General features: G+C 45.5%; 18 protein-coding genes. 8 read left to right on the top strand and 10 right to left on the bottom strand.

All coding sequences use genetic code 11. The features are described 5' to 3' along the window. The first annotated feature begins 14 nt into the window (after positions 1-14). Positions 15-173: a hypothetical protein gene (locus AAFX28_RS03820; RefSeq protein WP_408685783.1), complete on the top strand. Its 159-nt coding sequence runs from the start codon at positions 15-17 to the stop codon at positions 171-173. Then, positions 163-768 (top strand): Fic/DOC family protein, encoded by a 606-nt coding sequence (locus AAFX28_RS03815; protein ID WP_408685781.1) that lies wholly within the window; start codon positions 163-165, stop codon positions 766-768. Before AAFX28_RS03820 ends, AAFX28_RS03815 begins: the two co-directional genes overlap by 11 nt. 3 nt (positions 769-771) lie before the next feature. Here the strand turns inward: AAFX28_RS03815 and AAFX28_RS03810 are convergent, their stop codons facing one another. From AAFX28_RS03810 to AAFX28_RS03795, 4 genes are all read right to left on the bottom strand, one after another. After that, positions 772-1431: a cupin domain-containing protein gene (locus AAFX28_RS03810; protein WP_408685779.1), complete on the bottom strand. Its 660-nt coding sequence runs from the start codon at positions 1429-1431 to the stop codon at positions 772-774. A gap of 106 nt (positions 1432-1537) precedes the next feature. Continuing rightward, positions 1538-2785, bottom strand: a complete 1248-nt coding sequence (locus tag AAFX28_RS03805) for a leucine-rich repeat-containing protein kinase family protein (protein ID WP_408685777.1) — start codon at positions 2783-2785, stop codon at positions 1538-1540. 106 nt (positions 2786-2891) lie between these two features. Beyond that, a complete protein-coding gene (locus AAFX28_RS03800) occupies positions 2892-3263 on the bottom strand; it encodes a hypothetical protein (protein WP_408685775.1) in 372 nt (123 codons plus the stop codon). A 13-nt stretch (positions 3264-3276) separates the two neighbouring features. Next, complete coding sequence (locus AAFX28_RS03795; protein WP_408685773.1) at positions 3277-3579, bottom strand: monooxygenase; 303 nt, start codon at positions 3577-3579, stop codon at positions 3277-3279. Positions 3580-3704: 125 nt separating this feature from the next. On the opposite strand from AAFX28_RS03795, the gene AAFX28_RS03790 reads away from it, so the two are divergent. The 3 genes from AAFX28_RS03790 to AAFX28_RS03780 all read left to right on the top strand — a co-directional run bounded on the left by AAFX28_RS03790 (position 3705) and on the right by AAFX28_RS03780 (position 14412). Beyond that, on the top strand, positions 3705-4595 hold the full coding sequence (locus AAFX28_RS03790) for a LysR family transcriptional regulator (protein ID WP_408685772.1): 891 nt from the start codon (positions 3705-3707) through the stop codon (positions 4593-4595). A gap of 178 nt (positions 4596-4773) precedes the next feature. Continuing rightward, positions 4774-5331, top strand: coding sequence for a sugar O-acetyltransferase (locus AAFX28_RS03785; protein WP_408685770.1), 558 nt, complete (start codon positions 4774-4776; stop codon positions 5329-5331). A 450-nt stretch (positions 5332-5781) separates the two neighbouring features. Next, positions 5782-14412 carry a VCBS domain-containing protein gene (locus AAFX28_RS03780; RefSeq protein WP_408685768.1) on the top strand — a complete coding sequence of 2877 codons (8631 nt, stop codon included), beginning with the start codon at positions 5782-5784 and terminating at the stop codon, positions 14410-14412. A gap of 83 nt (positions 14413-14495) precedes the next feature. Here AAFX28_RS03780 and AAFX28_RS03775 read toward each other — a convergent pair whose 3' ends face one another. From AAFX28_RS03775 to AAFX28_RS03760, 4 genes are all read right to left on the bottom strand, one after another. After that, positions 14496-15791 (bottom strand): HlyD family type I secretion periplasmic adaptor subunit, encoded by a 1296-nt coding sequence (locus AAFX28_RS03775; protein WP_408685766.1) that lies wholly within the window; start codon positions 15789-15791, stop codon positions 14496-14498. After that, positions 15784-17820, bottom strand: coding sequence for a peptidase domain-containing ABC transporter (locus AAFX28_RS03770; RefSeq protein ID WP_408685764.1), 2037 nt, complete (start codon positions 17818-17820; stop codon positions 15784-15786). Before AAFX28_RS03770 ends, AAFX28_RS03775 begins: the two co-directional genes overlap by 8 nt. Beyond that, positions 17817-19424, bottom strand: a complete 1608-nt coding sequence (locus tag AAFX28_RS03765; protein WP_408685762.1) for an ABC transporter transmembrane domain-containing protein — start codon at positions 19422-19424, stop codon at positions 17817-17819. The genes AAFX28_RS03770 and AAFX28_RS03765 overlap by 4 nt, the downstream gene beginning before the upstream one ends. A 186-nt stretch (positions 19425-19610) precedes the next feature. After that, positions 19611-20510: a DMT family transporter gene (locus tag AAFX28_RS03760; protein WP_408685760.1), complete on the bottom strand. Its 900-nt coding sequence runs from the start codon at positions 20508-20510 to the stop codon at positions 19611-19613. Between the two features lie 119 nt (positions 20511-20629). Here AAFX28_RS03760 and AAFX28_RS03755 point away from each other — a divergent pair, with 119 nt between their 5' ends. Next, positions 20630-21112, top strand: a complete 483-nt coding sequence (locus tag AAFX28_RS03755) for a MarR family winged helix-turn-helix transcriptional regulator (protein WP_408685758.1) — start codon at positions 20630-20632, stop codon at positions 21110-21112. Between the two features lie 65 nt (positions 21113-21177). Here AAFX28_RS03755 and AAFX28_RS03750 read toward each other — a convergent pair whose 3' ends face one another. Continuing rightward, positions 21178-21615 (bottom strand): GlcG/HbpS family heme-binding protein, encoded by a 438-nt coding sequence (locus AAFX28_RS03750; RefSeq protein ID WP_408685756.1) that lies wholly within the window; start codon positions 21613-21615, stop codon positions 21178-21180. Between the two features lie 49 nt (positions 21616-21664). Then, positions 21665-23293: a malate synthase A gene (gene aceB / locus AAFX28_RS03745; RefSeq protein ID WP_408685754.1), complete on the bottom strand. Its 1629-nt coding sequence runs from the start codon at positions 23291-23293 to the stop codon at positions 21665-21667. 313 nt (positions 23294-23606) lie between these two features. On the opposite strand from aceB, the gene gcl reads away from it, so the two are divergent. Then, positions 23607-25382, top strand: coding sequence for a glyoxylate carboligase (gcl, locus tag AAFX28_RS03740; RefSeq protein WP_408685752.1), 1776 nt, complete (start codon positions 23607-23609; stop codon positions 25380-25382). Between the two features lie 22 nt (positions 25383-25404). Beyond that, positions 25405-26181: a hydroxypyruvate isomerase gene (gene hyi, locus AAFX28_RS03735; RefSeq protein ID WP_408685751.1), complete on the top strand. Its 777-nt coding sequence runs from the start codon at positions 25405-25407 to the stop codon at positions 26179-26181. The last annotated feature ends 37 nt before the right edge of the window (positions 26182-26218 follow it).

Here is a 26218-nt window from a genome sequence, read left to right as displayed (position 1 = left end):
AAGCAGAGGTAAGCATGTCCAACTCATCTTCTGAATCGGTGACTCGAACGAAAAAAACGTTCGTACCTAAAACGGATAACTTTAAAGTGAGCCTCAAGTATGAGGGGATGTCACTCAAAGAAGAAGACAAACGTCATTCTATTGAAGAACTTAAAAGGAAATATGCACGATAAGTATGGTGTTTTTCATGATAAGTACTGTTACGCAGGAACGGATGTTTTAATCAACTTATTAAACCTGCGTGATAGTGAGGAGCTGATAGAAGCGGAGATCGCTTTTACGGCGGAGCGTTATCGCACTTATCAAAGCCAAGTTACTCAGATCGAAGACTTTACCCTTTCCCACTTTAAATACCTTCATTTCTATCTTTTCCAAGACCTTTTTGAATGGGCTGGTGATATTCGAGAGGTCGATATCTCTAAAGGAGATACGCGTTTTTGTACCGTGCCACGTATCGAAGTGGAGGCAGAAAAACTGTTTCAATTGGTCCCCAAACTGAGCTTAATTCAAAGCCGAGATGAGCTGATCAATCAAGTGGCATCACTGTTCTGTGAATTGAATTTGATCCACCCGTTCCGTGAAGGAAACGGCCGAGTTCAGAGGTTTTTCTTCGAAGAAATGCTGTTTGTACTTGGCTATGACTTGAACTGGCCAGTCATCACTCAGCAACAGTGGGTTGAAGCAAATATTGCGGGTGTCTATTTAGATTTAGAACCACTTAAAACTATCTTTAGACAGGCTATCTCTAACCTTCATTCCCATCAGTAAGCTCTAGGCTTGTAACAGCGGAAGGTGCCCTGTTTTCACTAAGATTATGGTTTCCTGTTCAACAAACGGGAAGTGCTCACTCATGTGTGGGCTGCGTATCCATGTTCCTTTGGGGTAGGCGCCGAACTCATCTTTGAACTCTCCCGTCAAAACCAAAATCTCTTCGCCACCAAAGTGTTTGTGCGGTTGAAACCTTTCACCAACAGGCCACTTTACTAAAGCAACATGCTCGTGCTCGAAATCGTGTAGCGGCATCACCTCTAATCCACCTATGCCGGGTAACCACGTGGTTTGATGGGTATTGATGCGCACGGTCTGTCTATCTCGTTCATCAAACTGATTAAGTTTCACGAAGATTACGCAACCCTCCTTACTAAAAGGGGCGTGTGAACTGCCTGGAGGGTTACGAAGGTAGCTACCAGCTGGATAATCACCATGCTCATCAGAGAAAACGCCATCCAATACGAAAATCTCTTCACCCATAGGATGAGGGTGAGTTTTGAACGCCGAGCCTTGCTCATAACGCACGATGCTGGTGGTATGCCCTGATTCCGCTTCTTGGCGTTCAAGAGGCTTACGCCAAACCCCTTTAGCAGGACTTGCCAACCATTCCATTTGTTCCGTATCGATTGCTATGCGTTTTGAAAAGTCCATATTGAGCATAGGGCGCATCCTTTCTAAGTGAGCTATTAGTAATCTAGCAGCTAATGGGGGCTTCTGTAATCAAAGCCTAGCTGGTGAATCGTCTAGGCTTTCAATTACGGTGTGGCTAGGCGATAAGTTTAGTCAGATTGCGTAAAGATTGATAAGCGGCGGTTTGCTTTTCTCTTGGCTTACAGACTGAAAGGAGATCATCAATAAAGTGCGCGAGTGCGCGAGCTTCCACTTGTCGGATCCCACGTTGTAGAGGTTCATCAAGGTAGCCATAGACAGACGCAGCACCGAAGTCGCCAAAGATCATCTCACCTGACTCATTCACCAAAACATTGTGTGCGTAAAGGTCTCCGTGACACACCTTATTGCTGTGCATGTGCTCAAAGACATCCATCATTTGATTCACAATGTGGGTGATTTGCTCAACTGACAGTTCAAAATCGGGGTGAAATACATCACGAGAGCATGTCTCTAACGTCGGAGGCAAACCCAAGTTGTAAAAGTTATCAGGGATAAGCTCCATCACAAGGGCAAGGTAATCGGGCTCATTGACCTGAGCGATTGATTTAACCAGATTAGTGTGGTGGCCTGTTTGTAAGCATGCTTGCAGTTCATCTTGTGGGTAGCCATCACTGGTGACTTCGCCTTTAAACACCTTAATCGCAACATGTGGTGGAAAATCAAATGAGCTATCTAACCAATCGGCATGAGAGATAACACCGGAAGCTCCTTGACCAAGGACTTGATTGGTTGAATAAGCACTAGAGCTAACCTGAGGTACACTATCAGTTAGGGTTAGACGTTCACAAAATGGGTTACCAGCAAACGCCATCCAAGCCAGTTTTGGCAGCTCTAGCAGTACTTCAGGAAATACATCAAGCTGGTTTGCAGATAGGCGTACAAGCTCTAAGTTAACCAATTTAGAGAAAGAGTGTGGAAGGGTGCGAATCTTATTCCCCGCCAGCGCCAGCTTACGCATTGGAGTACAGTTCCCCAATGACTCTGGAAGCGTTTCAATTTGGTTGTCTGTGAGTATAAGCCAACGTAATTTAGGGGAAAGAGATTGCTCAGACACCGTTACTATCTGGTTACCCTTAAAGCCAATCATATCGAGCTCAGGACAGCGACCTAGCACATCAGGAAGATGGGTAAAGCAGTTGTTTGACGCAAACACTATCTTGAGTTTTGGTAAGTCAGCTAACCAATCTGGCAGATCGGTAAGTTGGTTGCCTGATAAATCTAAAATCTCAAGCGAGTCCGCCAGCGATAAAATTTCGCTTGGTAGCTCTGTGAGCTGCTCGGACAGTTTTAGTCTGTGAATGCCTTTAAGCTCGCCCTGAATAAGTTGTTCTACTGTGTGCAAACCGCCGCCTATTTTTACTCATTTGTTGAAAAAGAGAGCGCATTCTACTGAGATCGCCGGTGAAAGGCGAGGGGGGATTTGCGCCTCAAATATGAAGCGCAATGTGCTATTTCAGTGTTAATTGTCGGTAGGTGAGGGCGGTTAGTAGTGCAAAAAAAGCAGGATCGCTCCAACCAAAACCAACGAAAATACCGGTTATTCCCGCGTATCCTGTGATCGCTACACCCAATAAGTTTGTGACCAACAGAGCTTTTAGCAGCTGTCTTACCGTCTCTTTGTGCTCAATGTTACGCAGTAGCAAGCTGACCGCAGCAACACCACCTAAAAAAATGCTCGTATGCTGAGATAAGAAGTACGCGTATTGATCGTTTATCTCAACGCCATACATTGGCCACATGATTGTCGGTAGAAAAAATAGTACGATAGCAAAGGCGGTATAGATGCCGCCGTGCAAGGTCAAAAAAGTTCTGTGTTTCATACGTCCCCCTTGTTTAAGCGATAGGGCCGTTGTTAATGCTGGTTAGCGGCTGGTTCACATCAAAAATCACGCCACGAACCTCAGGTACGCCCATCTCTTTCAGTCTCGCGGCATGCATTTCTAAATACTTCTGCGCACTGGTCTCATCTTCAAATAGATAGATGCCACCGCCTAACTTTTCCGCTTCGCTTTCTGTCCATATTTTCCAGATTAGTCCTGGCTCTTGGTTGATTGATTGCGCCAAGTCTATGAGTGCCTTAGACATGGCTTCACCCATTGGACCGTGATATTCAAAATCGACTTGTAGTAACTTCATTTTCTATTCTCCATATTGTGTTGTGAACGCTGTTGCCGTTCTATGGAGTGATTATTATCTGTATAGATTGAACAGAAAAGTTCATAATATTGTGCATAAATGTCTAAAAAACTGACAGGTTTGAGATGAGATTAAAAAGCACATTGGAGCAATGGCTGACGCTGCAAGAGGTAGACAAAGCGGGCAGTATTCAAGCCGCTGCCGTATCACTTAATAAGAGCCACACCACGCTGATTTACTCAATTAAAAAGCTCGAGGATCAACTAGGCGTAAAGCTGGTGGAAGTAAAAGGAAGACGAGCGAGCGTCACAGAGCATGGGCAGTCTTTACTTCGCCGAGCCAGTAGTATGTTAGAACAAGCGCGAGATCTTGAGGATTTAAGTCAGCAAATATCGGCTGGAGTGGAGTCAGAAATAACCATTGCTATCGATCATCTATGTGACCCAAGCTTACTCTACCAACCAATGGCGCAATACCTTCAAAGTAATAACATTACGTCGATTCAAGTAGTGGAAACATCATTGAGCAAAACGACCGAAATGGTCATTAGTGAGCAGGCTGATATTGCGATCATTACATTGCCTGTGACTAATTATCCTGCACAAGCCTTTTCTCTGACGAGTATGGTTCCAGTGGTATCAAGTGAACACCCACTAGCGCAAAAGCCCAATGTTTGTATGGCTGATTTTTCCACTCAAAGTCAGGTTGTGGTTCGAGACCTTGGTGCGACTAATCTGGAGAGCCGAGAACAAAATGTCGGTTGGTTAAAGGCAAGCCAAAGAATTACTGTTGATAATTTTGATCATGCTTTTAGGGCGATTGAACAGGGTGTTGGCTTTTGTCGTTTACCAGAGCACATCATTGCGAAACGAAACCACGGACAGCTGAAAGTACTTGAGGTAGAGCAAAATAATAAGTACCAAGTCCCATTACATCTCACTTTACCAAAAGGAGCAAAAACAGGACCTGCGGCGAAGTGTTTTTACGAGCAACTATTAGCAAGTGTGATTCAGTAGTTAATGAAAATAGGTGGAATAATAGAAGCGAGTAATTACTGACAACCACCTGTTTACGATTGAACCGTACAAAAAGTGATGTATAGCACGAGAACGATATTTACTGATTCGTGACAACAACAAATCGATATTGATATGCGATATTTTCCTCAAATGTTGAAGAATTTTGGTAGGAACAATGAAAACTGAAAAGGAAAAGATGTTGGCAGGCGAGCCATACGATGCATGGGATGAACAGCTTTACAGTGAGCGTATTGCATGTCGAAAAGTTCTACAAACACTCAATAACAGCATTCCTGATAGTGCTGAATGGCGAACAGCAATTGATAATTTAATTCCTAGCTCTGAAGGTGCTTATTTAGAGCCCCCTTTTCGTTGTGATTATGGCTCTAACATCAAGGTTGGTAAAAACTTCTACGCAAACTTTAACTGTGTTGTCCTTGATGTATCAGAAGTGCACATTGGTGACAATGTGTTGTTTGCGCCGAATGTGCAGATCTATACCGCTGGCCACCCATTGGATGTAAAAGGGCGTGTAGAAGAGGGTGTTGAGTTTGGCACACCGATTACTATTGGCAACAATGTATGGATTGGTGGAGGCGCAATTGTCTGCCCGGGAGTCACCATTGGTGACAATAGCGTAATCGGCGCAGGCAGCGTGGTGACTAAAGATGTTCCTGCCAATGTGGTCGCTGCAGGTAATCCGTGCCGAGTGATTAAGTCTATCGAACAGTAGGTTAACGAGCTTTACAGTGTAAAGAGAGCCTTTAACGGCGAATCTAGTGAAACCATTCGACTAAGTGCTTTAGTTGAATGGTTTTTACGTTTTAGGGTCGATACTTTCAACAATTCTTGTCGCTTAAGATATGGCATGCCCAACCATCATTGTGACGTGCATTACTTCATTGGCATCCTTTCGAACTCGCCTTTAAACACTGACGATATGTATTAATTATCAACGACAGAATTAAGATTAATTGTAATCAATTTAATTAGTTAGTTGAGATGGCCAATCTTTCGATTTTGTACTTTACTGAAAAGGTGATTGTTTAAATTTAGACAGGAAACGTCGATGGCTACTGACCACAAAAAAAACAATAATTCTACATTCAAAGCGAAAAGAAACTCGGAACCTAAGAAGCAAACCAAGCCGGAAAAAAAGGTGAGATTGTACTCTCAGATAAACATGAGAGTTCCAATACCACGTGAGTTAACGATGATTTTGCCTTCATTAGCACTGAACAATAACGATTCAGATAGCTTTGCTGGTGGAGATGTACATGAGACACATCAACAAACGGCCACTGACACGACACGTGCATCAATCCAAAATGAAACTAACCAGACATTATTAAATGGCGAGCAGAACGACTCGCACGATAATAGTAGCCAAGCCGAAGTCATTGAAAAAGAGGATGCCCACGTTACTTTAGCGCTTAACTCTTCTCACCACCTATCGACTAAGTTACACCCAGTAGTTCACCACATTTTAGGTAGTTCACCGAATACTTCCGAATCTAAGCTGTCATCAATTCCCAATCACTCAGTCGATCACAATCAAGGCAATTCGTCGGTTCCTACACAAATTCAGCCAGCACAGCACCACCAGCCGTCTTCACCAAATATTCCGATAACTTATGTTGATGAAACACTAAAAGGAAAATACGGTTCACTCCATGTTGATGCAACGGGGAAATATACCTTCACTCTAGATCCCAAAGCGCCAGCGTATATTTTATTGCAGAAACAAGAGCCAGGGACTGACACTTTCACACTGCATCTTTCAAATGGCTCAAGCGTCATTATCCACATCCCTGTACAAGGTAAACAGGATGCACCGACGATTAGTGGAGACCTACAAGGCCAAGTCACCGAAGACCATAACGTTGATTCTCATGGTTTGATTAGCACGTCCGGAAAAATCGATGTTGTAGACCCTGATCATGATGAAAGCTCTCTACAACCAGAAACGATAGTGGGTCAGTTTGGTACTTTAACCGTGAATGCCAATGGTCACTGGCAGTATCAAGTTGACAACTCACAGATCAATATCCAAGCCTTGACCAGCCAAACTGCATTGCATGAATCGTTTACCATCCATACCAAAGATGGTACTCCGCAAGTACTTAACATGACCATTGGCGGTGAAGATGATAATGCCGTCATCTCAGGCGTAGATGCTGGAACGGTCACTGAGGATCAGACTACACATGCTCAGGGCCAACTCTTGGTGACGGACTCAGACCTTGGGGAAGATCATTTTCAAGCATCCCAAGTGATTGGGCAGTTTGGTACGTTAACCATCACCAAAGATGGTGCTTGGAGCTACGATCTTGATAACTCCAATCCAAAAGTACAAGCCTTAGGACAAGGAGCTACGGCTACTGAAACCATAACAGTGAGCTCAGCGGATGGTACACAACACCAGGTCACCATTACGGTAAACGGCACCAATGACCGCCCAATGGTGTCTGGAACATCAACTGGAGCAGTCGTTGAGCAGGGTTTAAATACTTCTGGAACACCTGATGCAACCGGTAGTCTCACCGCAACCGATTTAGATACGTCGGATACGATTACATGGGCGGTCAATCAACCTCAGGGGCAGTTTGGTACGCTATCGATTGATCAACAAGGGCACTGGCGTTATCAGCTAGACAACTCTACAGGAAGTGCGACAGATAAACTTGCTGCCGGTGAGCATCAATCTGAATCATTTTGGATTACAGCAACCGACAGTGCTGGCGCTTCAACCCCTCAAAAGATTGTCATCGACGTTCAAGGTAGCAACGACAAACCCGTGGTAAATGCTTGGGCGCAGCTTCCTGCGGGTAAAGAAGATCAACCAGTAACTATAAAAGCTTCTGATTTGCTAACGCATGCAAGCGATGTAGACGCTACCGATAATCTGCATGTCAGTAATTTGCAAGCCACTCATGGTCATCTGGTCGACAACAAGGATGGCACTTATACCTTCACGCCAGATAAAGATTTCAATGGTGAGATACGACTCACCTATGATGTGCTTGACGGCCATGGTGGTAGCGTCAGTACTCAAGCTAAGTTTGACCTCACCGCCGCGCCTGATAATGCCCAAATCAGTTATTCAGCAACGGATAACCATCAAGGTGGTGTGACTGAAGATCGTTACTACATCGATACCCATGACAACCTTCACTTCAATGGCAAACTGGATATCGTTGACCCAGACAAAGGGGAAGCTCAGTTTGATATTAACTTAGGCCCTCAGACCTACCAAGGCATCGGCTATGACACCAAACTCGGTGGCCATATCTTGATAATGCAGGATGGTCGCTACACCTACACCATTCGGGATCATCAGCCATTAGTACAGAACCTGAAACAGGGGGAAACCATCACTGATGAGTGCGTGGTAAAGTCGCAAGATGGCACTCCGTTCACCATAAAAGTGAGTATAGATGGCACCAATGATGCCCCGACTTTAACCGCCCAAACGCATTCCGTTACCGAAGATGGAGCATCACTATCAGGGCAAATGGTTGGACAGGACGTCGACCACGGCGCGTCACTGACCTACTCTATTGGTAATTCTGTCGATGGGTTAACCTTCAATGCCGATGGTAGTTATAGCTTTGATCCTTCCCACGCAAGTTATCAGACACTTGCACAAGGTCAAACTCAGACCCTGTCTATTCCTGTGACGGTAACCGACGAGCATGGTGCTAGCGCAACGCAGAACCTTGAGATTGTGGTTACTGGTACTAATGATGCCGCTACGGTTGCAGGCGTTGACACTGGTGATGTGCATGAAAATCAAGCTGGGCAGAATATGTCACCAAATTATGCTCAACCTGGCATGGCGAAGATTAGTCATGATGCATTAACCACCTCAGGTCAGTTATCTATTGTCGATCCCGATACAAACGAAGCTATCTTCGATACCAAGGGCGGAGTTTACTCTTATCATGGTCAATATGGGCATCTATTACTCCGTGGTGATGGGCACTGGGAGTATGCTGTTGCGGCAGGTCAAACCGATTGGCAACAGAAAGGTGTTAGTACAACCGTAGGGTCAACCATCGACAAGTTAGGAGCAGGTGAAACTCTAACCGATACCATCACAATACAGACCAAAGATGGTACCACTCATGACATTGTGGTCACGATTCATGGCGACAATGACGCGCCTTATATTTCTGGTGAAGTTCAACTCAAATCAGGAAAAGAAGATTTACCACAAACCCTTACTCAGGCCGAGTTGCTCGCCAATAGTCTTGATGTTGACCATAACGATATAGGCAAACTAAGTGTAGCGAATCTGCATGCTGATCATGGCTCAATCCTTGATAACAAAGATGGTACCTATACCTTCACGCCAGATAAGAACTATAACGGCCAAGTTCACTTCACCTATGACGTCAAAGATGCTCATGGTGGAACCACACACACTGGTGCAAATACCACACTTGTCGCGACCCCAGATAAAGCCATTATTTCAGAGGTAACTACTGGAAGCGTGATAGAAGACGGGCCACATGCAACGCACAACAACGGCACGACTACCGAGTTGGCAAGTGGTCAACTTCAAGTCATAGACCCAGACAGCGGAGAAGATAAGTTCCAATACAGCCAATTTGGTGAAACTCGTATTCACGACCCATTTGGTGGCATGCTTCGAATTGATAGCGCGGGTAATTGGGGCTACAGCGTCGACAACGCGGCACTTCAACACCTAGCACAAGGGCAAGTTGAAACGGTTACCTATCGAGTACACAGCTTCGATGGTACAGCTTACGACTTAAATATAGATGTCGTGGGAACCAACGACGCCCCTACAGTTACCAAGGTGGTTCTAAGAAACGGCACGGAAGATATAAACTATCAAATACAGGCGAGTCAGTTCGGCTTCTCCGATGTCGATACAGGCGATACGCTGCACTCTATCGCGATCACTGATCTGCCACCAGCGGCTCAAGGTAAGTTTATGCTTGATGGCCACGATATCACGGCCGGTCAGAGTATTCCTGCTGCCGATATCGCTAAGTTACAGTTCGTCCCTACCCCTGATTTCAACGGCGATGTTCAGTTTAAGTTCACTGTTAATGACGGACATGTCGATTCACAAGAAGCAACCAATACGCTGCACATCGATGCTGTTGGCGATGCTGCAACAATCTCGGGGCGCGACACTGGAGATGTTCATGAAGGGCATGCCTATACAGCGCCAGACGGTACTATGTCTGGCGGCTACGTCGATGACCGTTCACCAGATCATATGCATGGAAACGTCGGTAAAATATGGAACGATGAGATACACACCGATGGCCATCTAAATATCATTGATCCAGATTCCGGTGAAAGCCATGCTCAAACAGGCACTTACCAAGGTACACTGGGGCACGTCATACTCCAGAGTAACGGAGATTGGAGCTACTATGCTTCCATAGGCCAAGACGCAACAGGAAGAAAGATAGATCGTCTCGGTCAGGGTGAGTCAATAACCGATACGGTCACCGTCAAATCGGCAGATGGCACCACTCACGATATTCATATTACCATTCATGGTGACAATGACCGTCCATACTGCTCTTCAGAAGTTCAGCTCAACAGCGGAAAAGAAGATCTTGCACAAACCATTACAACAACCGAGTTGCTAGCCAATACTGTAGACGTTGACGCAAACGATGCTGGGCAGCTCTCTATCGCGAACCTACGCGCGGACCATGGCACTCTCGTCGACAACAAAGATGGCACATTCACCTTCACTCCAGAGCATAATTACAACGGGCAAGTCCACTTCACTTATGACGTTAAAGATGCTCATGGTGGCGTTACTCATACTGGCGCGTCTACCACTCTGTTACCTAGCAATGATGCTGCCACACTACAACCGACACTCGCCTCCAACTTTGTAACTGAAGATCACCTCAAATCGGGGACAAGCACCAATGAGCTATGGTCAGGTTGGAAAAACCTTGATATTCAGGATATTGACTCGCCATCGGAAGCGAAGGTTACTCAAATCGAGATCAACGGCGTTAAGCATACGGTACCAGCAAACTTCGCGATGAATCTTGCAGGCGTCCACGGTACCTTCAGCTTCACTCATTCAACCGATGGCCACGATAAATGGAGCTACAGTGCGGATAATAGTCACGCTGAAGTTCAATCACTGAGTCATGGCGATTCTCTGACTGATACGATCAATCTAATCACCGCAGATGGAACACGAATCCCGCTGACAGCCAAAATCTTAGGCACTGACGACCATGTGGTTATTGATACTCCAGATGCGTTAACAGCGGCACTTGGTACTGCCGTTGAAGATAAAATCACGTCAATTTCAGGGACTCTGCTTGCCCACGACTCTGATAGCAAAGACTCCGTCACATTCAATGCAGGGGATTCAGTGGGCGCTTACGGCACACTGCATGTTGATAGTAACGGGCAATGGCATTACGACCTAGACCACTCAAAAGCCAATGCTCTGCAACAAGGTGAAACCAAAGCAGAAGGTTTTGATATCACTGCAACATCGACAGATGGTTCTACCGCGACCAAGCATATTGAAGTATTGGTTCAAGGAAGTAACGACCAGGCGACAATTACGGTGGTCTCAAACCCAGACGTACATGAAGACGGGTCATCGACACCCGTTGAGGTGATATCTGGTCAACTGAATGTCGTTGACCCTGACCACGACCAATCTGAATTCTCAACAGATGTTGGCAAACGCCATGATCCATTCAACAGCGGTGTTCATGGCGGTCTTCATATCTCTAAAGATGGTTCTTGGACTTATAGCGTTAACAACAGCCAGATTCAGCAACTCGCCGCAGGCCAAGAAGAGCATGTCCTATACAACGTACATACCGTTGGTGGTGAGACTCATGTTATTGACATTAAGATTGTCGGAACCAATGACCTTCCAGTCGTGACCTCTGCTGTTACACTCGCTCAAGGCACTGAAGATACGCCAGTAACATTGAAAGCATCTGACTTACTGGCGAACGCCACTGATGTTGATGATAACAGCCACCTTAGCGTGCATAACCTCAGTGTAGATCATGGGCAAATCGTCGATAACCATGATGGCACATTCAGTTTTACCCCAGAAAGGAACTACAACGGCCAAGTTCAGTTTCATTATGATGTTCAAGATGAGCATGGCGCTTCCGTTACGACATCCGCTACGATGAACCTTGCCGCGGTCAATGATGCCGCGAGTTTTACTGGCGATTCAGGCAGTATCACCGAAGACAAAAGCCTTCACCACAATGTGCACATCACGGGAGCCTCACCTACCACAAACGCCCTCGAATGCACCGGCCACCTAATTGTTTCTGATATCGATGGTCAAGGAGAAGCGGCATTGGACCTTAGTGGTCAACAATATCTAAACCACAATGGAAGCTATGGACATTTTATTGTTTCAAGTAATGGCACATGGGCTTATGTTGCAGACAATGACAATCAACAGATACAAGATCTCGATAGTGGACAAACACTCACAGACAGAGTTGAAGTAACTTCTAAGGATGGCACCAAACACTCTATTACAGTGACAATTAACGGTACGACCGATAAACCTGTATTACACAGCCTGAGTGATTCAGGTGTCCAACATAATGGTCCTATTGAAGGCAATCTGCTATCGGGTATCGGTACTCATGAAGGCGTTTCTGGCGCAGCGACAGATACCGACTCCAATGCCCATCTGGTTCTGCAAGATATCCAAATAAAGGACCCCAGTGCAGGTTATGTGACGGTCACACCAGGACACCCACATTCTATCGCAGGAGTAGGCACATTAGCTATTGAAGCAAACGGTCACTATACCTTTACGCCAGAAGCTGGATTTACTGGGATGGTTCCAAGTATGGTCTATCGCGTGGGCGATGATGGCGGCGGCTCTAGAGGCGACTCGTCTCAAAACCGACTCACCATTGAAGTGACGCCACCAGCGCAACATGCACCAACAGCTACGCCGCAAACCGTCACTAGTGATGAGGACCAAACTCATACGTTTACGACCGCTGAATTTGGCTATAGTGATGCAGACCATGATGTATTGGACCATATAACAATCACTCAATTGCCTAGTCATGGCCTACTGACGTTGAATGGCGTGGTGGTTACGACTAATCAGCAGATATCAAAAGCTGATTTAGATGCCGGACATTTAACTTTTACACCTATTACCAATCAAAGTGGCGTTAATTACGCGCACTTAGAGTTTACTGCTAGCGACGGGCACCAAGACTCCGCGAGCGCGACCTTAATTGTGGATGTTAATGCCATCAATGATGCTCCAACGGTCGGTTCTAGCTTTATTAGTTCCCTAGAAGACAAACCACATAGTTTTACAGGGGCAGACTTTAAATACTCAGATATGGATGGAGATATGCTCCATCATATTACGATAACCAATGTAGCTCATGGTACATTGACCTTAAATGGACACACCATTAATCCAGGCGATAATGTTAATGCTGCCGATGTGTCTTCATTGGTGTTTACGCCAACAGCGAATTATTTCAGCTCTGGCGTAAGTGGGTTGGGAGCCGTTCAATTTACTGCAAATGATGGTCATACCGACTCCAAAGAAGGTTCAATATTTATCAATATTGCATCGGTTAATGATGCGCCTACAGTGAGTGAACAGCTTCAAACTGGTCAACGTCTTGGCTCTCATTCAGTGACCGAAGATTCGAATGTTAATTCCAGCGGACAAATATCCATTCATGATGTGGATGGCGACAGTTTAAGTGTGACAGTCGATCCTGCTCATAGTGCACAATTTGGTACCGTTCAATTTGACTCACATACCAACTCTTGGACTTACCAACTAGACAATGCGAACCCGCGAGTGGATGGATTGAATGACGGTGACACGCTACAAGATACCTTTACGCTCTTAGTCGATGATGGTCATGGAGGTATAGCTTCAAAAGAGATACAGATCGTCATCAATGGTAATACAGATGTGCCAGTGACTCCGACTTTAGTGGCTGCTCCTCAAATCACTGGTGGGGCGGGGCATCAAGATCTTCATGCGTCACTCGGAATACCGCCGCAGAATCACACGGGAGGTTCTCAGCACAATGGGTGGGGCATTCTCGCTAGCGGAGGACATGTTGTAACAAGTTTACATGGTCAGTTTGGTACTTTGCATGTCGATCCCCAGACTGGGCACTTAGATTACGATTACAACGCCTCTTCAGGAGTGATAAAAACGCACACTGGTGGGAGCTATGGCGCTGGCACCGATGAGACAGATTCATTTGTTCTGACATTAGATGGTAATCAAAACTCTCAAGTTGCGGTTCACTTACACCTACACTCACAATCAGTTCATGGCCACAGTGGCCATCACATCGATATGACGACCCTTACAGGCATCGATGTGTCACCATTAGCATCACCGCCACCTCCGCCTCCACCAGTAATGACTCAATCTGATGAAGTGATGGACTTACAGTCAACGGATACTGATATTGTTCTTTCTATTGATGATGTAGTTGAAACTCAACAAGAGTCTCATCATTCAGGAGATGGAGAAACACATCATGGAGCTGCTGCCTATTTGACTGCATTAGGTATTGAACCAACAATGGCAACAATCGAGACATCAACTGCCACCGATCTTCCAGACGATATTGATATTGTCTTGGATGATAATAGCGCGCCCGTTGATACGTTTGATGCAAGTAGTGATGTAGCCGAACACCTCTCTCATGAGCAAATTCATCATGATGATAAACACGAAGATCTCATTAACCCTGATGAGCATCATGATCAAGGTGACCCAAGCAGTTTCATCGACCCTTACTAGAGTTACCTGTTATTAAAATCAGAACGGGCAGCGAATTCGCTGCCCGTTTCATTAGTGAGTTTCTAATTCTCTTTGTAAGACGATTATCGTTCGCCAAACGCCACGCTAATATTGGTGAAAATAGGTTTCCAAAGATATTGAAAGACGGATTTCTCACCTGTTGTGATGTCTGCCTCTCCTGTCATACCCGGTAAAATGGAGAATCTTTCAGGATCGTCATGAAAGTAGGGCTTTTCTACGGAGATAACGACCTCATAGAAAATCTCTCCTCGTTCATTTTGACTTGTTGTCGGAGATATTTTGTCCACCTGTCCAAGCAATGCACCAAAGCGACTGTAATCAAACGCATCTACCTTTACTCGAACAGGCTGCCCTTCTCGTACGAAACCGATATCTCGTGGAGAGAGTTTCGCTTTAAAGTTTGCATTGCCTGTTAGCGGTACAATCTCAACAACTGTACCTCCTGGTTGAATCACGCCTCCAACTTGAGTTGATGGTACGCTTTGAACCAAGCCTTTAAGAGGAGAGGTTACGACTGTGTTCGATACTTTGGCTTCACTAGAACGAACACGTGCATTAAGAGCCGACAAGTCAGACACGGCTTTAGAGCGCTCATCGCTTACCTTTACCTTAGCTTCGGCAAGTAGCTGCTCTATCTTCTGCTCGTTGGTGGAGGCTTGCTTTTCCAATACGGAACGCTTACCAGTTGCGTCGGCGATTTGCTGCTCAATACTCGCCAGCTTTTGCCTCATTTCTAGCACTCTCAAGCGAGAAATATTTCCAGCTTTCAATCCTTTCTCTAGGATATTCAGCTCTTGTTTCGTTGCTTGTAGTTGTTTTTCGTATGAGGGTAATGCTTTGTTTACCGAATGCAATTGCTCTGCGATTTGTTCGCTCTCTTTTTCCAGTACAACCCGCTGCTGATAGAACAAAGCCTTTTGAGCACTTAGTTGAGCCTGTTGTTGGCTCACCAATGAAGGGTATTCCACAGCATAAAGTGAAAAATCGGGTTCTCTTTGATCTAGCAGAGCGTTCATCCTCTCGATGCTTAAAGAGAGAGTCACTTGCTGTGATTTCAACTCGTCTAATGTCGTTTTTTGGAAGGTGGCATCAAACTCAACCAAAGCTTGCCCTTCTTCAACAAGCTCACCCTCTTTGACTAAGACACGCTTTAATTTTCCTCCAATATCACTTTGTAAGACTTGTCTTTCACCTTCAGGGATCACTGAGCCTTTTGCTTTGGCGATTTCATCCACCTGAGTCACCACAGACCAAACAACAAAAGCGATGACACAAAACGCCACAGCCCATGTTGCGACTGCTAGCGATTTTGCCGTGGCTTTTGATTCAACCAACTCACCGTATTCATGATTAGCCATTGGATACCTCTGCGCTTATTTGCTCTTGATTTTCTGACTCCTGTTCTAATGGTCCAGCATATGCGACAGCACCTTCGTTTAGGACAACGACTTTATCCGCTAGCTTTATTAGCTCGGGATCATGGGAAGAAAAAATGATAGTAGACTGTCCTCGTTTCTGATTAATGAACGCTGCAAAAACCTGCTTAGCTTTTGGGTGATAGTCTGGCACTGGGTTGTCCATCAATAGTAGTTTGTAATCGTAAACGAGAGCTTTTGCATCGATAAGCACTTGTGCAACAGTACCTGATAGAATGTCGAAAAGACTATCAGGAATTAAGGCGCTGATGACAGTATCTAAGCCATTAGGCAAAGACTCGAACCAAGCTTGTCCTCCGACTCGATTTAGCGCATCGATCATCTCTTGGTCATCGACCTGATTGCCATCTGCTAGCCATTCACGCACCGAAAGTGAGAGAAGGTCAGGGTATGCGGCACGAATAAAACACCAGTGGCGATATAGTTGAGGATCGTATTGTGACAAGTTCACCCCTTCCAATTCTACAGAACCATTTTGTGCTGTTTGTAATCCCGCTAATACTTCTAATAAGGTCGATTTCCCACTGCTCGAAGGTCCGACAATGGCAATGACTTCACCCCTTTCAACACTAAAGCTCACTGCTGACAACGCAGGACGAGATTGCTTAGGGTAGCGGAAGGTCACTTGGTCGATATTTAGTGACGGCGCTTGCTTTGGTAAAGGGTGATGTTGGTAGCTAAAGTCTCGCTCGGAAGGCTGAGTGATCAAACGATTAATCTGCAACTTAGATTGGCTAAAGCTTGAGAACCTTGATGCGCTATTAGCAATCATCTGCGCGGGGCCTGTTACACGAGAAATCAGCATCATCGATGCAATCAAACCACCTGGCGTTAGTATTTCCTCAAAAATTAATCCGATACCAAGACCCATTACAGCAATGGTCGAAGATAAGCTAATCGCATAATATAGAGAGGTGTATTTATGCTGTTGGACGGCCTGTTCAAAACCAACTTTTGCCGCAAGGTAGTTGGCTTTTTCAAACCGTTTAAACCAATAATTTGCAAAACCTGAGCTGCGTAAAAAGATCAGTTTTGCTGACAGTTCATTAATCAAATTCTGTCTGTTGGTGCCCGCTATCGTAGAGTGCATCGAACTTTTTCGCGTTCCAGAAATTGCCCGCTTGGCGAGTAATGCATAGAGTATTAAAGCGATAATCGGCACGAGCACTAGCCAGCCTCCGAGCGCGCCAATTGCCACAATGAATATCAACACGAAAGGTAGATCGAAGAGTGCGCCTCCAAGTGGGCCTGATAGGATACTCGATATTCGTTCGGATAGGAGAACTTGGTTTTGTTGGTTGGAGACCGTAGATTGCTGGTTCTGAGCATATGAGCTTTTAAGCAGCTTTTTCACCAGTGCTTGAGAGATTTCACGACTAACTCTATTTGATAAACTGACTAATACTCTACCTCTGAGGGTTTTGAGTAATCCCATCATCACAAATAGCAGCCCAGCGCCTATCGCGATTCCCATTAGCTCATGCCCTGCATCTCCCGCGATGACATGATCATAAATCGCCATGGTGACAAACGGGATGCTTAAAGCAAATATGTTAGACAACAAGCTCACGAGGAGAAGTTTCGGGATCATTGGCTTAAAAGCATTGAGCCGTTCTCCCACCCAATCGGTTGGGTACTTTTCTTGTGGTAAATCTAAGATCACGACATAAAACTGGACACTGTTGTCACTCAATTTAGTGGAATTTGTCTTGTGGATCAGTTCAATAGAGTCGTCTTTGTTGAAAGCGATACTTGACTTAGCTGCTTGGTCTCGTTGAAGGACTGGAGTGATTTCATAAGGAAGATGGATTCGGTCAAACAGTGACAGCAACTCATCTACATTTTGAATCCCATTTTCGGCGATCCATTGCTTAGCGAACAATTGGACGTTGGTGCTGACTTCCAAGTTTTGTAGCAAAGAAAGGCCGGCTTTTTCGTATTCATTCATCATGCAGCGACTCCTTGCTCTGATTGAGTAACAACCACTTTTTTATCGGCTAAATTGATAAGCGCAGGATGGTGAGTTACAAGCACTATAATTCTTTCTTGCGCCTTTTCTTCTTGTAAAACACGATTGAGAGCGGCAAGTCCATCAAGGTCTAGTGATGAATCCGGTTTATCAAGAACGACAATCGCTGAAGGGGCCGCTAGTTGAGTAGCGAGGTTGAGTAGTTTTATATTTCCCATGCTTAAGGGGCTCGAAAGTGTGTGACCTACTTTAGTTTCTAATCCGTCACTTAGTTGAGAGAGCTTGCTGCCGAGTCCAAGTTTTTGTGCGTACTCACGGGCTCTGTCAGTTCGCTCTGGATCAAAGCCACACAGGTTATCAAGCAAGGTGCCGCTAACAAGTTGGCCTTTAGAACCAACGTAGGAAGTCACGTTTGATAGCTCGTGGAATGAACAGCGATTGTGGTTCAATTCTAGAGTCCCTGATACGGGCTCATCTACCCCTCCGATAATACCTGCAAAATAGCTATCTATATGGCGGTCTTCACTTGATAGGTGAACGATTTGACCTTTTTCAACGCTTAACGAGGCGGTGTATTGGTGCCCATAACGATGAGCTGTCAAACTTGATATAGTCAGTGATTCAGTTGTGATTGCAGTTTGATTATTGGTGAGCTCTGAAGGCAGAGACTGTATATGTTTAATCGATTGATTTGCAGTATGGATCGTATTGAGTTTTACACGAATTCCAATTAGAGCGCTTAATGGAGCCACAGCTCGCCCAGACAATATCGAACACGCTGCTAAGCCACCGGTTGTCAGCTCACCACTTAACACCCACAAGCTGCCTGTAATCACAATCACAACAGACGTCATCAACGAGGCTAACTGGATAAACTCTAGAGCAAACGCATTTTGCTGCTCTTCACTCGATTTCGATAAGAACTTAGCATCGTTAGAGCGTTTAAATTGATTGTAGAGTCTCGATTCCACTGCCTGACGTTTAATACCTTGCAATGTCTGCCCTAGCAGCAACATAAAACCTTTCCGCTCTTGTTCTTTTTGTGATGCGATTTCACCTAAGCGCTTAGATTTCTTTGATGCTAGCCAAACAATGACACTCGCAATCCCCCAGACTAGAACAGGAACAATGACTAAGTTACCACCGATATAGTAAACGAGAGCAAGAAACAGAAAGGCAAAGGGTAAGTCAATGAACCCAGCGACAATCCCACCTGAGTACCATTCTCTTACTTTTGAAATCGAAGAGAGTCCGTTATCTACCCCTGCCGCGCCAAGGTTGCGAAGCTCATTTGGCTTAGATTCTGCGACCCGTTTTACTAGGTCATCGAATGTTGCCTTTTCCGTATTACTAGCCGCAGCAGAGAGTAACCAGCTACGAACAAAGCGGACGAGTGACTCTAATAAAACCGCCGTACAAGCCCCGACAATAAGGAGTGTCGCTGTACCATAGCTCTGATTAGGCAATATTCGATCGTAAATTTGTAAAACCGTAAGTGGAACGGCAAGTGATAGAAGGTTAATAAGTATCGAAGGCACCATTACCTTGCGTATCACATCCTTATTAACTGTACGTGTCAGCTGCATACCTAGCCCCTGTATATTCTTATGAATTAAGGTTGGTACACAGTTGGCAGTTATTCAAGTTAAGGTGCTGAATTTTAGGTTAAATTTTAGATATAGAAAATTGATGTGGAGAGTGACGAGGTTTGCTTGCCAAGAGGCTATTCGAAGTATTAAAAAGCCGCGCTAATTGGCGCGGCTATTTTGTGATTATTGAGCCTGACATTCTGCAGGTGAAGGTCTGTTTTGCCTAATGGCTAATATTGCCTGTGGAAGCAAAGACATCACGATCATGCCTATCATCAAACTGTACTGGAATGGGGTGAAAGACTCACCAAGTAACACCAGTCCAGTGACGATGCCTGCGATTGGATTGGCGATCCCGCCGAAGGTAAAGTCGACTACCGACATACGTTGCAGTAACCACACGTACATGCCGTAACCCAGTGCGGTGTTTAAACCTACCACCCAAAGTAGACCCGATAGGTTTCTCATCGAGAAGTTTTCGGCAATTGCTTGATAAGTAGCCGGTTCCGATACTGCTTGTACGGCAGCAGCGATCGAGAGAATGACGCCACCTAGGATCAACTGCCAAGTCAGTACTGTCCACCAGTGCATACGATTCCCGAGTGATTTTGTTAGCGAACTACCGACAACAATACACATGATTGCGGCCAACATCGCCCCTAGACCAATAGGATTTAAGCTAATAGAACTAGGATCAAACAGCATCCACGCTAAGCCAATAAGTGCAGCGCCGCTGATCGCTTGAATAATACCAGGGCGATGTTTGTTGATTAGCCAGTTATATAGCATGGCAAATACAGGTACAGAGATCATACCGACCCCTGAAATCGCAGATGGTAGTGTCAAAGCCATCACAAAGATCAGACCAAAGAAGGTCGCAATATTGATTAACCCTAAGCTGAATAGGATTTGCCAATCGCCTTTTTTCGGCAAGCTTGGTCTAAATGCCAATAACAGCAGTCCTGCTGGCAGCGCACGAATTGCGCCAAGCAGTAGGGGAGGCCAGTCCGCAAGTGTGTACTGCGTGACGGCATAAGTGGTTCCCCAAAAGAACGCCGGTATCATGGCTAATAGTATATTCATGGTATTTATCTTTACGTTAAGATACTTTTGTGGTGAATGTACGCCTAAAATCAATGTTTGTAAAGTATCTTTATGTTAAGATACTTAGAACGACATTTTGTTACTGGAGACAAATTTTCATGGACGCTATTGAAAGAGTAGTTGAGCAGTGGGCTAAGGAAAAGCCAGAGTTGGATACTGAGCCAATGGCTATTATGGGTCGTTTGATGCGTATCGCTAAGTATATGGAGACGGAAGTTGCTCAGTTACACAAGCGTTATGATTTGAAACTGGGAGAGTTTGATGTCTTGGCAACGTTGCGCCGTAGTGGTGAGCCGTTTTGTCTAACGCCTTCTGAGCTAATCGATTCCATGATGCTGACATCGGGAGCGATGACCAATCGTCTTGATAAGTTGGAAAAGAAAGGGCTGATTCTTCGTGAGCACAGTAAAGAAGATCGCCGTAGTGTGACCGTTCAACTGACTCAAGATGGATTTATATTGATTGATAAAATCATTGAAGAGCACGCGGCAGTCCAAGCGAAGCTAGTCAAAGGTATCAATACCAATCAGAAAAAACAGGTGAATACTCTGCTCAAAGGCTGGTTGACTCAATACGAATAATGGCAAACAAACATAAAAAAACGCCCTCGACTTGAGGGCGTTTTTGTTTGTAGAGATTAGGAAGTTTACGCTAGCGACTCATCACAATAGAGCTGAGCATGGTCAATACCACCGAGCGCACAGCTCTCATCAATGTCGGATAAATCACCACTTACCCCGACTGCTCCTAAGATGTTTTTCTCTTCATCTCGGATTAATAATCCACCAGGGACAGGGACCATATTTCCGTGAGCAAGTACATTGACGGCTGAGATAAATGCTGGTCGGTTATCGGCATCTTGCGCCAGCTTACGTGAAGAACACCCAAGTGCGAGTGCTCCCCAAGCTTTAGCTATAGCGATGTCTGGACGCATCATACTGGAACCGTCTTGACGTTGGAGAGAAATGAGCTTTCCGCCACTATCAAGGACAGCGACTGTCAGTGGTGCGCTTTTGGTTTTTGAACCGGCTTGAAAGGTGCCATCAATGACACTCAATGCTTGATCTAGAGTTAAACTTCCCATGTTATCTCCTGTTATATCTACCTTGCGGGCTTACAAAGCCGTTCAGGTATTATTCAGTCCCATGAAGAAACTGATAGCTTGGTAAGGTCAGGAAGGTGGCGAACTCTTCTGCGGTAGACAACTCGAAGAAAAGGTCAGCAGTTTGTTCAAAGCGGCCTGCTGCATAACGAGTATCACCCACTTCCTGTTTGATAGTGTCGAGCTCTTGGTATAACCAAGTGTGGAATAGCTCTTTGGTAAAGGTTTGCCCATCATCAAGTGCGACGCTGTGATGGATCCATTGCCAGATGTTTGCGCGTGAGATTTCTGCCGTGGCTGCATCTTCCATTAAGCCGTAGATAGGCACACAACCGTATCCCTGAATCCAAGCTTCAATGTAGTACAGCGCAATACGAATGTTTTTACGTACACCGGCTTCGTCACGTGTACCGTCACAAGGTTTAAGCAAAATATCAGCGCCAATTTCATGTGAAGGGCTGACAAAATCTAATTGGTTCGGTTTACCATCAAGGTTTTTCTCAAACACCGACATCGCTAAATCAACGAGAGCTGGGTGCGCGACCCAAGTTCCATCGTGACCATTGCGAGACTCTCGCTCTTTGTCTTCGATAACCTTGGCCGTTACTTTTTCCATTTCAGCTGGATCTTTAGCCGGAATAAATGCCGACATACCGCCCATTGCTAGTGCGCCGCGCTGGTGGCAAGTACGAATCAATAATTGGCTGTAGGCATTGAGGAATTCTTTATCCATACCGACAACATGACGATCAGGAAGAATACGATCGGCGTGATTTTTCAGCGTCTTAATGTAGCTGAAGATGTAATCCCAGCGGCCACAGTTCATTGCGACAATATGATCACGCATGGCGTAAAGCATTTCATCCATTTGGAAAACCGCTGGTAGTGTCTCAATCAACACTGTTGCGCGGATAGTGCCGCGTTGTACGCCAAAGTAATCTTCGGTAAACGAGAAAACGTCATCCCACCATTGGGACTCTTCCATGCTTTCAAGCTTTGGAATGTAGTAATACACACCTAGTCCTTGCTCCGCACGAGTAAGGTAGTTGTGGTAGAAGTAGAGTGCAAAATCCATCAAACAGCCGGGAATTGGCTTGTTTGCGTATTGAATTGATTGCTCCGGCAGGTGCAGGCCTCGCGGACGGGCAATCAGTAAAGCTGGGTCATCACTAAGCTGATAATGTTTGTTTTTGGCTTGATCGTGATAACTGATGGTTCTTGCATTGGCATCTCGTAGGTTGATCTGGCCTTGAACCATGTTCTCCCACGTTGGAGAAGAAGCATCCTCAAAGCAGCACATAAATACTTTTGCGCCAGAGTTCAGTGCGTTGATCACCATTTTACGGTCTACAGGACCGGTGATCTCTACTCGACGATCCAGTAATTCAGGTGGAGGTGTTGCAACCTTCCAGCTCTTATTGTCACGTATCGCCTGTGTATCCGCTCTAAAGTTAGGTAATTCACCCGCATCATAGCGTTGTTGTTGTTCTTTGCGGGCTTGGAGTAGGGCATCTCTACGAGGGGCAAACTTTTCCACCAGTTTGTTGAGGAAAGAGAGCGCCTCTTTAGACAAGATGGCTTGGTATTCTGGGTTGTCCATGTTACCGACTACGCGCAGACAAGCAGTTTCTTCTTTTTCTGCTACATCGTTCAGACTCATTGTTCGTCTCCTTTAAACAATAGCGAATGATTTTGTGTACAAAATCTAACTTTCACGAATACTTATATTTCAATTTATGTAAACAATCAAAGGGTATTTAACATTTATTTTTCATTTGTTGATTTGGGAAAATATTTTTATGTAAAGATATTTTATGTAAAGCAATGATTTCTAGGCTTTTCGGGGTTAGTGATCACTTAGAGTAACTATTCAGTGTTGAAAAAATGTTGCATTTAGGGGTTGCCAAATTCTGAATATGATTCATAGTACACAAACTATCTTTGAATTGTATACAATCGAAATGGAGGTTCGCATGGCAAAGATGAAGGCAATTGAAGCAGCGGTAGAAGTGTTGAAGAAGGAAGGTGTAGACATTGCCTTCGGCGTCCCAGGCGCAGCCATTAACCCTATGTACGCAGCAATGAAAAAGCTTGGTGGAATTGATCATGTACTTGCACGTCACGTTGAAGGTGCGTCACACATGGCTGAAGGTTATACCCGAACAAACCAAGGTAATATTGGTGTTTGTATTGGTACGTCGGGCCCAGCAGGGACTGATATGATCACGGGTTTGTACTCGGCGTCAGCTGACTCAATCCCAATCCTATGTATTACCGGACAAGCACCACGAGCTCGCCTACATAAGGAAGACTTCCAGGCAGTAGATATTGAATCTATTGCGAAACCAGTAACCAAATGGGCGACGACGGTCCTTGAACCCGCGCAAGTACCACGTGCATTCCAACAAGCGTTTCACTTAATGCGCTCTGGTCGTCCAGGCCCAGTACTTATCGACTTGCCACTTGATGTTCAGTTAACGGAAATCGAGTTTGATATCGATACTTATGAGCCACTAGAAGCGTATCAACCAAAAGCGACTCGCGCTCAAGCTGAGAAAGCGATGGAGATGATGTGTGAATCGGCTAACCCACTGATTGTGTCAGGTGGTGGTGTGATTAACGCTGGTGCCGAAGAGCTACTGCAGCAGTTTGCTGAAATTACTGGCGTACCTGTGGTGCCAACTCTGATGGGATGGGGTTCTATTGCCGATGATCATGAGTTGATGGCGGGTATGGTTGGTCTGCAAACGTCACACCGTTACGGTAATGCGACCATGCTAGAGTCTGACTTTGTGTTTGGTATTGGTAACCGCTGGGCGAACCGTCATACCGGTTCACTAGATGTGTACACCAAAGGACGTAAGTTTGTTCACGTTGATATTGAACCAACGCAAATTGGCCGTGTGTTCTGTCCTGATTTAGGCATTGTGTCTGATGCGAAATCGGCGCTAGAGCTACTGGTTGAGGTTGCTCGTGAATGGCGTGATGCAGGCAAGCTACCAAACCGCAGCGCTTGGGTTGGTGAATGTCAGCAACGTAAAGCCACCATGCTGCGTAAAACACACTACACCGATGCGCCAATCAAACCAATGCGCGTTTATGAAGAGATGAACAAAGCGTTTGGCCGCGATACCTGTTACGTGAGCACGATCGGTCTGTCTCAGATTGCTGCTGCGCAATTCCTACATGTATACAAGCCGCGTCACTGGATTAACTGTGGTCAGGCAGGTCCATTAGGTTGGACAACACCGGCTGCACTTGGTGTACGAGCTGCCGATCCTAACCGCGACATCGTGGCAATTTCAGGTGACTACGACTTCCAGTTCATGATTGAAGAACTAGCCGTAGGTGCGCAGTTTAACTTGCCTTACATCCACGTATTGGTGAACAACTCCTACCTAGGTTTGATACGCCAAGCGCAGCGTCAGTTTGATATTGATTACTGTGTACAGCTAGCGTTTGAAAACCAAAACGCTCCAGAACTAAACGGCTACGGCGTTGACCATGTGACGGTGGTGGAAGGTCTAGGTTGTAAAGCCATTCGCGTAACGGATCCAGAGCAGATGCAAGACGCATTTGCACAGGCGAAAGAGCTGATGAACAAGCACAAAGTGCCTGTCGTGGTAGAAGTGATTCTTGAGCGTGTAACCAACATTGCTATGGGTGTTGAAATCAACGCAATCAACGAATTTGAAGCATTGGCAGAAAACGCTGATGACGCACCAACCGCGCTGATTCATCGTGGCTAATTAAAAACAAAAGGAAATCACAATGGCAAAGTTTGCAGCAAATTTATCCATGTTATTTACCGAACTGGAATTTGAAGATCGCTTTGAAGCCGCAGCGCAAGCTGGCTTTCAAGGCGTGGAGTATCTTTTCCCTTATGCGCTGGAAGCAAAGCAAATTAAGGAGAAGCTAGATGAAAACCAACTTACCCAAGTGCTGTTCAACCTTCCGGCCGGCGATTGGGAAGCGGGCGAGCGCGGTATCGCCGTGGACCCAAACCGAATTGAAGAATTCCAAGCAGGGGTCGCCAAGGCCATTGAATACGCCAAAGTATTGGGTAATACCCAAATCAACTGCCTCGCAGGGATCGTTCCACAAGGGGTAAGTGAGCATGATGCCCATGCGGCGTTTGTCATCAACTTACGCTATGCGGCGCAAGCATTGAAAGAAGCGGGTATTCGTTTGGTGATTGAAGCGATTAACACACGCGACATAGCGGGCTTCTTCCTAAACACGACTGAACAAGCGAAAGCGGTGATTAAAGAGGTCGGTAGCGATAACTTGTTTATCCAATATGACATCTACCACATGCAAATCATGGAAGGAGACTTAACTCCGACTATGACTGCAAATATTGACCAAATTGCTCATGTTCAGCTAGCAGACAATCCTGGTCGTCATGAGCCAGGTACGGGCGAGATTAACTACCCGTTTGTTCTAAAGCATTTAGATGATCTTGGTTATCAAGGCTGGGTAGGCTGCGAGTACAAGCCGAAAACCACAACAACCGAAGGTCTAGATTGGATCAACCTATACCGCTAATGCGGTGAATGCCCATCCAAATGGGTGGGCAAACGTT

Origin of the sequence: Vibrio sp. TBV020 (assembly GCF_046056895.1) — a bacterium.
Lineage (GTDB): Bacteria > Pseudomonadota > Gammaproteobacteria > Enterobacterales > Vibrionaceae > Vibrio.
Note: the sequence above shows the minus strand (reverse complement) of the source record. Positions and strands in the feature narration are given on the sequence as shown.

Bases quoted from the DNA above. Each gene is read 5' to 3' on its own strand.
- AAFX28_RS03820 (WP_408685783.1), top strand. From the start codon at position 15: ATGTCCAACTCATCTTCTGAATCGGTGACTCGAACGAAAAAAACGTTC.
- AAFX28_RS03815 (WP_408685781.1), top strand. From the start codon at position 163: ATGCACGATAAGTATGGTGTTTTTCATGATAAGTACTGTTACGCAGGA.
- AAFX28_RS03810 (WP_408685779.1), bottom strand. From the start codon at position 1,431: ATGCTCAATATGGACTTTTCAAAACGCATAGCAATCGATACGGAACAA.
- AAFX28_RS03800 (WP_408685775.1), bottom strand. From the start codon at position 3,263: ATGAAACACAGAACTTTTTTGACCTTGCACGGCGGCATCTATACCGCC.
- AAFX28_RS03795 (WP_408685773.1), bottom strand. From the start codon at position 3,579: ATGAAGTTACTACAAGTCGATTTTGAATATCACGGTCCAATGGGTGAA.
- AAFX28_RS03790 (WP_408685772.1), top strand. From the start codon at position 3,705: ATGAGATTAAAAAGCACATTGGAGCAATGGCTGACGCTGCAAGAGGTA.
- AAFX28_RS03785 (WP_408685770.1), top strand. From the start codon at position 4,774: ATGAAAACTGAAAAGGAAAAGATGTTGGCAGGCGAGCCATACGATGCA.
- AAFX28_RS03780 (WP_408685768.1), top strand. From the start codon at position 5,782: ATGAGAGTTCCAATACCACGTGAGTTAACGATGATTTTGCCTTCATTA.
- AAFX28_RS03775 (WP_408685766.1), bottom strand. From the start codon at position 15,791: ATGGCTAATCATGAATACGGTGAGTTGGTTGAATCAAAAGCCACGGCA.
- AAFX28_RS03770 (WP_408685764.1), bottom strand. From the start codon at position 17,820: ATGATGAATGAATACGAAAAAGCCGGCCTTTCTTTGCTACAAAACTTG.
- AAFX28_RS03765 (WP_408685762.1), bottom strand. From the start codon at position 19,424: ATGCAGCTGACACGTACAGTTAATAAGGATGTGATACGCAAGGTAATG.
- AAFX28_RS03760 (WP_408685760.1), bottom strand. From the start codon at position 20,510: ATGAATATACTATTAGCCATGATACCGGCGTTCTTTTGGGGAACCACT.
- AAFX28_RS03755 (WP_408685758.1), top strand. From the start codon at position 20,630: ATGGACGCTATTGAAAGAGTAGTTGAGCAGTGGGCTAAGGAAAAGCCA.
- AAFX28_RS03750 (WP_408685756.1), bottom strand. From the start codon at position 21,615: ATGGGAAGTTTAACTCTAGATCAAGCATTGAGTGTCATTGATGGCACC.
- aceB (WP_408685754.1), bottom strand. From the start codon at position 23,293: ATGAGTCTGAACGATGTAGCAGAAAAAGAAGAAACTGCTTGTCTGCGC.
- gcl (WP_408685752.1), top strand. From the start codon at position 23,607: ATGGCAAAGATGAAGGCAATTGAAGCAGCGGTAGAAGTGTTGAAGAAG.
- hyi (WP_408685751.1), top strand. From the start codon at position 25,405: ATGGCAAAGTTTGCAGCAAATTTATCCATGTTATTTACCGAACTGGAA.